Genomic DNA, 6,827 nt, shown 5'->3' with positions numbered 1-6,827 from the left:
TCGTCCACCATGTCGCACTTGTTCAGGAACACGATGATGTACGGCACGCCCACCTGGCGCGCCAGCAGGATGTGCTCGCGCGTCTGCGGCATCGGGCCGTCAGCGGCCGAGCACACCAGAATCGCGCCGTCCATCTGCGCCGCGCCCGTGATCATGTTCTTCACGTAGTCGGCGTGCCCCGGGCAGTCCACGTGCGCGTAGTGCCGGTTGGCCGTCTCGTACTCCACGTGCGCCGTGTTGATCGTGATGCCGCGCGCTTTCTCTTCCGGCGCCGCGTCGATCTGGTCGTACGCCTTCGCCTCGCCACCGAACTTCGCCGACAAAATCGTCGTGATCGCCGCCGTCAGCGTCGTCTTGCCGTGGTCCACGTGTCCAATCGTGCCCACGTTCACGTGCGGCTTGGTCCGTTCAAACTTGCCTTTTGCCATCTTGCGCTCCTTGGGGAGTTCGAGTTCACAAAAACGTCGGAATCGACAAATCAGGTGGTGCCCATGGCGCGGATCGAACGCGCGACCTCTCCCTTACCAAGGGAGTGCTCTACCACTGAGCCACATGGGCATCGACACAGGACTGGACACACGCCTTCCGGCATGTCAGCACCCAGACCTGTGCCGACTCTTTCAAAACACCGCTCAACACCTCGCACAACCTTGGCCAACGCTGGAGCGGGAAACGGGAATCGAACCCGTGTCATTAGCTTGGAAGGCTAAGGTTCTACCATTGAACTACTCCCGCCCGGGACAGTTCGTCAAATTGTGTCGCTGTGGTGGAGGAGGCTGGATTCGAACCAGCGTAGGCGTAAGCCAACAGATTTACAGTCTGCCCCCTTTAGCCACTCGGGCACCCCTCCGCAGCGAGCCTGAGACTATAGCACGAGCTTGTGTCGATGCAAACAACGCGGCGTTCAATCCAGCGTCCAGTCGATGCCGGCACATGCCGCGGCACCGAAATGCCCGCAACCGATGAAGGGCAGCGGTGGCCGACGAGCCGCCAGCGGCGACGGGTGATTGGACTTGAGCACGACGTGACGCCCTTCGCCTTCGGCCTCGATCAACGGCGCCTTGGCCTGGGCATGCGCGCCCCACAGCAGGTAGACCAGCGCCCGCGGCTGCCGTGCCGTCGCCGCGATGACCGCGTCCGTCAGCGACTCCCAGCCGCGCTTGGCATGGCTGCCCGGCTGGCCATCCTCGACCGTCAGCGAGGTGTTGAGCAGCAGGACGCCACGGCGCGCCCAGGCGCCCAAGTGCCCGTGGCGCGGCGGCGCCAGTCCCAGGTCCCGCTGGCGTTCCACGAAGAGGTTGCGCAGGCTGGGCGGTATCGGCACGCCGGGCGGTACCGAAAACGCCAGGCCCTCCGCCTGGCCCCTGCCGTGGTACGGGTCCTGGCCCAGGATCACCGCGCGAACCTGCGCCAGCGGCGTCAGCGCCAGCGCCTTCAGGGGTTCGGCGGGGTAGATGTCGGCACCGGCGCGTTGGCGCGCCTCGACGAAGCCGACCAGGGCCTGGCCGGCCGCCGAGGCGCGCCAGGGCGCGATCACGGGCCGCCAGTCGGGCGGCGCGTCGTCCAGTACCGCCGTCAGCGAGCGGGCCAACCGCTGGCCCGGCGCAGCGTCGAACAAGGTCATCGCGAAAACGGCTTCAGGCGAACAACTCGCCGAGCGCGACCCCGGGGTCGGGCGCGCGCATGAACGCCTCGCCGACCAGGAAGGCGTTGACCTTGGCTTCGCGCATGCGCAGCACGTCGGCCCGAGCCAGGATGCCCGATTCGGTCACCAGCAGGCGGTCCGCCGGCACCCGGGGCAGCAGCCCCAGCGTGGTGTCCAGCGTCACATCGAAGGTGCGCAAATTGCGGTTGTTGATGCCCACCAGCGGCGTCTTGAGCCGGAGGGCGCGATCCAGCTCGGCCCCATCGTGGACCTCGACCAGCACCGCCATGCCGAGCGCCATCGCGACCGCCTCCAGATCGGCCATCTGCGCATCGTCCAGGCAGGCGGCGATCAGCAGAACGCAGTCGGCGCCCAGCGCGCGGGCCTCGACGATCTGGTAGTCGTCGACCATGAAATCCTTGCGCAGCACCGGCAGGGCGCAGGCGGCGCGGGCCTCGCGCAGGAACTCGGCATGGCCCTGGAAGAACGGGCGATCGGTCAGCACACTCAGACAGGCCGCGCCGTGGCGGGCGTAGCTGGCGGCGATATCGGCTGGCACGAACGGGTCGCGGATCACGCCCTTGCTCGGGCTGGCCTTCTTGATCTCGGCGATCACGCCCGCCCGGCCGGCGGCGATCTTGGCGCGCAATGCGCCGACGAAGTCGCGCTGGCCACCGAGGGCTTCGGCGTCGCGTCGCAGCAGGGCCAGCGGCCGCGCCAGCTTGGCGGCGGCGACTTCTTCGCGCTTGACGGCGACGATGCGGTTCAGGATATCGCTCATGTCACACCGGCTTGAACTGCTGGGTGGCCGCGACGAACTGGCTCAGCTTGGCCTGCGCCTTGCCGGAGGCCACCGCGTCGCGGGCCATCCTCACCCCCTCGGAGACCGAAGCCGCGTTGCCGCCGCAGTACAGCGCGGCGCCGGCGTTGAGCAGCACGATGTCGCGCACCGGACCGTCTTCGTTGGCCAGCGCGCGCTGGATGCACAGCACCGACTCGGCCTGGTTGGCGACGCGCAGCACGCGCGAGTCGTACACCGGCAGGCCGAAGTCGCTGGGGTGGACCACGTATTCCTTGACCTCGCCGTCGAGCAGCTCGCCCACCAGGGTCTCGCCCGACAGCGAGATTTCGTCCATGCCGTTCATGCCGTGCACCACCATCACGTGCTCCGAGCCCAGGCGTTGCAGCACGCGCACCTGGATGCCCACCAGATCCGGGTGGAACACACCCATCAGCTGGTTGGGTGCCCCCGCCGGGTTGGTCAGCGGCCCCAGGATGTTGAAAATGGTGCGCACGCCCAGTTCCTTGCGCACCGGCGCCGCATGCTTCATCGAGGCATGGTGGCTGGGCGCGAACATGAACGCGATGCCGGTCTGCTCCAGGCAGGCCGCGACCTGCTCGGGCGTGAGCATGATGTGCGCGCCCAGCGCTTCCATCACGTCGGCCGAACCCGAGGTGGACGAGACGCTGCGGCCGCCGTGCTTGGCGACGCGCGCGCCCGCAGCCGCGGCCACGAAGGTCGACGCGGTGGAGATGTTGAAGGTGTGCGAGTTGTCGCCGCCGGTGCCCACGATGTCGACCAGCCCGGTCTTGTCGGCCACCGGCACCGGCGTGGCGAACTCGCGCATCACGGTGGCCGCGGCGGCGATCTCACCGATCGACTCCTTTTTCACCCGCAGGCCGATCGCGATCGCGGCGATCATCACCGGCGACATCTCCCCGCTCATGATGCGGCGCATCAGTGCCAGCATCTCGTCGTGGAAGATTTCGCGGTGGTCGATGACGCGGGTCAGCGCGTCGACGTTGGTGATGGTCATGAGCTGTCCCGAGATCAATACACGCCGCGGGCGGCCGTCGCGGTGGCCGGCCCGTTGGCAGGGTCGAAGAAAGAACGCACCGCCGCCACGGCTTGCGCGATGCCGGCATCGTCCACGTCCAGATGCGTCACGAAGCGCAGGCCGATCAGTCCGGTCGCCAGCACGCCGCGTGCTTGCAGGTGCGCCAGCAGCGCCGGGCCGCGCCCGTCGTCGACATCGACGAACACGATGTTGGTGTTCGCAGAGCGCACGCGCAGGCCCGGCAGGCCGGCCAGGCCCTCGGCCAGTGCCGCGGCGCGGGCATGGTCGTCGGCCAGGCGGGTCACATGGTGGTCCAGCGCATGCAAGCCCGCCGCCGCCAGCAGGCCGACCTGGCGCATCCCGCCGCCCAGCATCTTGCGCAGGCGATGGGCGCGGGCGACCAGCTCGCGCGAGCCGCACAGCACCGACCCGATCGGCGCGCCCAGGCCTTTGCTCAGGCAGACCGAGACGCTGTCGAACCCGGCCGCGATGCGGCGCGCCGCGTCGAAGGCATCGCCGCCCGGCCCGGCCGTGGCGACCGCGGCGTTGAACAGCCGCGCGCCGTCCAGGTGCGTTGCCAGACCGTGCCGGCGCGCCAGCGCCGTGGCCTCGGCCAGATAGTCCAGCGGCAGCACGTGGCCGTTCCAGGTGTTCTCCAGGCACAGCAGCCGCGTGCGCGCAAAGTGCGGGTCGTCGGGCTTGATCGCGGCCTCGATGTCGGCCAAGGCCAGCGTGCCATCCGGCTGCTGCGACAAGGGCTGCGGCTGGACGCTGCCCAGCACCGCCGCGCCCCCGCCTTCGTAGCGGTAGATATGGGCCAACTGCCCCGCCAGCGCCTCGTCGCCGCGTTGGCAATGGGCCATCACGGCGCAGAGATTGCTCTGCGTGCCGCTGGGCACGAACAGCGCGGCCTCCTTGCCCAGCAGCGCCGCCAGGCGTTGTTGCAGGGCCAGCACGGTGGGGTCGTCGCCGAAGACGTCGTCACCCAGTTCGGCATCGGCCATGGCCGCGCGCATCGCGGCAGTGGGGCGCGTGACGGTGTCGCTGCGCAGATCGATCGGTCGATTCGCGTTCATGCCGGGGCTCCCGCGCGACTCATCGCGACAAAGTTGCGCAGCATGGCGTGGCCATGCTCGCTGAGGATGGATTCGGGATGGAACTGCACGCCTTCCAGCGGCGTCGCGGTGCCTGCCAACTCGCGATGGCGCACGCCCATGATCTCGCCGTCTTCGGAGCGAGCGGTCACCTGCAGCATGGGCGGCAGCGTCGCCTCCTCGATCACCAGCGAGTGGTAGCGGATCACCGTGAAGCGGCTCGGCAGGCCGGCATAGACGCCCTGCCCGTCGGTCGCGATCTCGCTGGTCTTGCCGTGCATCTGGGTCTTGGCGCGAATGATGCGGCCGCCCAGCGCCGCGCCGATGCTTTGGTGGCCCAGGCACACCCCCAGGATCGGCAGCCGGCCGGCGAATTCCCGGATCGCCGGCACGCAGATGCCGGCCTCGGCGGGCGAGCACGGGCCGGGCGACAGCACCAGCTGGTCCGGCTTCATCGCGCCGATCTCGGCCAGCGTGACCTCGTCGTTGCGCACCACCCGCACCTCTTCGCCCAGCTCGCCGAAATACTGCACCAGGTTGAAAGTGAAGGAATCGTAGTTGTCGATCATGAGCAGCATGGTCAGGACTCCCGCCGTGCCGCCCCAAGGGAGGCCTGCCCCCTCGGGGGGCTGTGAATGAAATGAACGTGGGGGCTCATCAAAATCCCTCCTCGACCAGTTCAGCGGCGCGGATCACGGCCCGCGCCTTGGCCTCGGTTTCCTTCCACTCCAGCTCGGGCACCGAATCGGCCACCACGCCGGCACCGGCCTGCACGTAGAGCGTGTTGTCCTTGACGATGCCGGTGCGGATGGCGATCGCCACGTCCATGTCGCCGGCGAAGCTGAGGTAGCCGCAGGCGCCGCCGTAGATGCCGCGCTGGCTGATTTCGAGCTCGTCGATGATCTCCATCGCGTGGATCTTGGGCGCGCCGCTGAGGGTGCCCGCCGGGAAGCTGGCGCGCAGCACGTCCAGGCTGGTCAGCCCGGGCTTGAGCAGGCCCTCGACGTTGCTGACGATGTGCATCACGTGCGAGTAGCGCTCGATGCCGAAGGCTTCGGTGACCTTGACCGAACCGGTCTGCGCCACCCGGCCGACATCGTTGCGGGCCAGGTCGATCAGCATCACGTGCTCGGCGCGCTCCTTGGCATCGGCCAGCAGTTCGTGCTCCAGCTGGCGGTCGGCCTCCGGCGTGGCACCGCGCGGTCGGGTGCCGGCGATCGGGCGGATGGTCACCACCTCGCCTTCGGGTCGGGTTTCCTGCCGCACCAGGATCTCGGGCGAGGCACCGACGATCTGGAAATCGCCCATGTCGTAGTAGTACATGTAGGGCGAAGGGTTGAGCGAGCGCAGCGCGCGGTACAGCGACAGCGGCGACTCGGTGTAGCGCTTCTTCAGACGCTGGCCCAGCACGATCTGCATGCAGTCGCCGGCAGCGATGTATTCCTTGGCCTTGAGCACCGCGCGTTCGAAATCCGCCTTGTCGAATTCGCGCTCCACCGCGTAGCTGGCGCCGCGCCGCACCACCGGCGCGGCCACGCTGTAGCGCAGCTTGTCGCCCAGCTCGGCCAGGCGCTTCTTGCCGTTGAAGTAGGCCTCGGGCTTCGCCGGGTCGGCCCACACGATCAGGTACAGGCGGCCCGAGAGGTTGTCGATCACCGCCAACTCCTCGGTCTGCAGCAGCAGGATGTCCGGCGTGCCGATGCCGCCGGCCTTTCTGACGCCGGCCAGCTTCTTTTCCATGTAGCGCACCGTCTCGTAGCCGAAGTAGCCGGCCAGTCCGCCGCAGAAGCGCGGCAGACCGGGCCGGATCGCCGGCTTGAAGCGCTGCTGGTACTCGGCGATGAAGTCGAGCGGATTGCCCTCGTGGGTTTCCACCACGCGGCCGTCGGTGACGACTTCGGTCACACCGTCGGTGGCCCGCAGCAGCGTACGGGCCGGCAGGCCGATGAACGAGTAGCGGCCGAAACGCTCGCCCCCCACCACCGACTCCAGCAGGAAGCTGTGCTTGCTGCCACCGGCGAGCTTCAGGTAGAGCGACAGCGGGGTTTCGAGGTCGGCAAAGGCTTCGGCGATCAGCGCGATGCGGTTGTAGCCTTCGGCGGCCAGGCTCTTGAATTCGAGTTCAGTGATCACAGGTCGGTTCCTCCGGGGCCCGGAGCACGGCGCAGCCTGGGATCGGGCCGCCGCGGTGTCGGGCTGAGATGGGGTGGCGGCCTCGGGGCCGCCGCGGAGATCCGGCGCAGGCCGATC

General features: G+C 68.6%; 7 protein-coding genes and 3 tRNA genes. All 10 read right to left on the bottom strand.

Annotated features, from left to right (window positions below; translation table 11 throughout):
• Positions 1–428, bottom strand: a 428-nt coding sequence (locus AC0N04_RS08500; RefSeq protein ID WP_474280482.1) for a GTP-binding protein, incomplete at its 3' end; no start/stop codon positions are given.
• A gap of 55 nt (positions 429–483) precedes the next feature.
• A tRNA-Thr gene (locus AC0N04_RS08495) sits at positions 484–558 on the bottom strand.
• Between the two features lie 103 nt (positions 559–661).
• Positions 662–735 (bottom strand) — tRNA-Gly (locus AC0N04_RS08490).
• Between the two features lie 29 nt (positions 736–764).
• Positions 765–850: transfer RNA gene (locus AC0N04_RS08485), tRNA-Tyr, on the bottom strand.
• A gap of 54 nt (positions 851–904) precedes the next feature.
• On the bottom strand, positions 905–1,624 hold the full coding sequence (locus AC0N04_RS08480; RefSeq protein ID WP_474280480.1) for a uracil-DNA glycosylase: 720 nt from the start codon (positions 1,622–1,624) through the stop codon (positions 905–907).
• A gap of 13 nt (positions 1,625–1,637) precedes the next feature.
• Complete coding sequence (gene trpC / locus AC0N04_RS08475) at positions 1,638–2,426, bottom strand: indole-3-glycerol phosphate synthase TrpC (protein ID WP_474280478.1); 789 nt, start codon at positions 2,424–2,426, stop codon at positions 1,638–1,640.
• A 1-nt stretch (position 2,427) separates the two neighbouring features.
• Positions 2,428–3,462 (bottom strand): anthranilate phosphoribosyltransferase, encoded by a 1,035-nt coding sequence (gene trpD, locus AC0N04_RS08470; protein ID WP_474280476.1) that lies wholly within the window; start codon positions 3,460–3,462, stop codon positions 2,428–2,430.
• Between the two features lie 14 nt (positions 3,463–3,476).
• Positions 3,477–4,559: a low-specificity L-threonine aldolase gene (gene ltaE, locus AC0N04_RS08465; protein ID WP_474280474.1), complete on the bottom strand. Its 1,083-nt coding sequence runs from the start codon at positions 4,557–4,559 to the stop codon at positions 3,477–3,479.
• Positions 4,556–5,155 carry an aminodeoxychorismate/anthranilate synthase component II gene (locus AC0N04_RS08460; protein ID WP_474280472.1) on the bottom strand — a complete coding sequence of 200 codons (600 nt, stop codon included), beginning with the start codon at positions 5,153–5,155 and terminating at the stop codon, positions 4,556–4,558. The genes ltaE and AC0N04_RS08460 overlap by 4 nt, the downstream gene beginning before the upstream one ends.
• A gap of 79 nt (positions 5,156–5,234) precedes the next feature.
• Positions 5,235–6,710, bottom strand: coding sequence for an anthranilate synthase component I (gene trpE, locus AC0N04_RS08455; RefSeq protein WP_474280470.1), 1,476 nt, complete (start codon positions 6,708–6,710; stop codon positions 5,235–5,237).
• Positions 6,711–6,827 lie beyond the last annotated feature (117 nt).

The organism is Ideonella sp. sgz306126, from assembly GCF_056032705.1.
Note: the sequence above shows the minus strand (reverse complement) of the source record. Positions and strands in the feature narration are given on the sequence as shown.

Bases quoted from the DNA above. Each gene is read 5' to 3' on its own strand.
- trpC (WP_474280478.1), bottom strand. From the start codon at position 2,426: ATGAGCGATATCCTGAACCGCATCGTCGCCGTCAAGCGCGAAGAAGTC.
- trpD (WP_474280476.1), bottom strand. From the start codon at position 3,462: ATGACCATCACCAACGTCGACGCGCTGACCCGCGTCATCGACCACCGC.
- AC0N04_RS08480 (WP_474280480.1), bottom strand. From the start codon at position 1,624: ATGACCTTGTTCGACGCTGCGCCGGGCCAGCGGTTGGCCCGCTCGCTG.
- ltaE (WP_474280474.1), bottom strand. From the start codon at position 4,559: ATGAACGCGAATCGACCGATCGATCTGCGCAGCGACACCGTCACGCGC.
- AC0N04_RS08460 (WP_474280472.1), bottom strand. From the start codon at position 5,155: ATGCTGCTCATGATCGACAACTACGATTCCTTCACTTTCAACCTGGTG.